The organism is Corynebacterium sp. c24Ua_83 (assembly GCF_039907245.1).
Lineage (GTDB): Bacteria > Actinomycetota > Actinomycetes > Mycobacteriales > Mycobacteriaceae > Corynebacterium.
This window is the reverse complement of the sequence record NZ_JASBOI010000054.1, coordinates 1-820: the sequence shown is the minus strand read 5'-3', so window position 1 is coordinate 820 and position 820 is coordinate 1. Positions and strand designations below refer to the sequence as shown.

1 protein-coding gene is annotated in these 820 nt (G+C 52.2%); it reads left to right on the top strand.

The window, feature by feature from the left end; translation table 11 throughout:
- Positions 1-63: 63 nt before the first annotated feature.
- Positions 64-768, top strand: a complete 705-nt coding sequence (locus tag QKE30_RS10795) for an IS6-like element IS26 family transposase (RefSeq protein ID WP_001067858.1) — start codon at positions 64-66, stop codon at positions 766-768.
- The last annotated feature ends 52 nt before the right edge of the window (positions 769-820 follow it).

Below are 820 nucleotides of genomic sequence, written 5' to 3'. Positions count from 1 at the left end.
GGCACTGTTGCAAATAGTCGGTGGTGATAAACTTATCATCCCCTTTTGCTGATGGAGCTGCACATGAACCCATTCAAAGGCCGGCATTTTCAGCGTGACATCATTCTGTGGGCCGTACGCTGGTACTGCAAATACGGCATCAGTTACCGTGAGCTGCAGGAGATGCTGGCTGAACGCGGAGTGAATGTCGATCACTCCACGATTTACCGCTGGGTTCAGCGTTATGCGCCTGAAATGGAAAAACGGCTGCGCTGGTACTGGCGTAACCCTTCCGATCTTTGCCCGTGGCACATGGATGAAACCTACGTGAAGGTCAATGGCCGCTGGGCGTATCTGTACCGGGCCGTCGACAGCCGGGGCCGCACTGTCGATTTTTATCTCTCCTCCCGTCGTAACAGCAAAGCTGCATACCGGTTTCTGGGTAAAATCCTCAACAACGTGAAGAAGTGGCAGATCCCGCGATTCATCAACACGGATAAAGCGCCCGCCTATGGTCGCGCGCTTGCTCTGCTCAAACGCGAAGGCCGGTGCCCGTCTGACGTTGAACACCGACAGATTAAGTACCGGAACAACGTGATTGAATGCGATCATGGCAAACTGAAACGGATAATCAACGCCACGCTGGGATTTAAATCCATGAAGACGGCTTACGCCACCATCAAAGGTATTGAGGTGATGCGTGCACTACGCAAAGGCCAGGCCTCAGCATTTTATTATGGTGATCCCCTGGGCGAAATGCGCCTGGTAAGCAGAGTTTTTGAAATGTAAGGCCTTTGAATAAGACAAAAGGCTGCCTCATCGCTAACTTTGCAACAGTGCC

Bases quoted from the DNA above. Each gene is read 5' to 3' on its own strand.
- QKE30_RS10795 (WP_001067858.1), top strand. From the start codon at position 64: ATGAACCCATTCAAAGGCCGGCATTTTCAGCGTGACATCATTCTGTGG.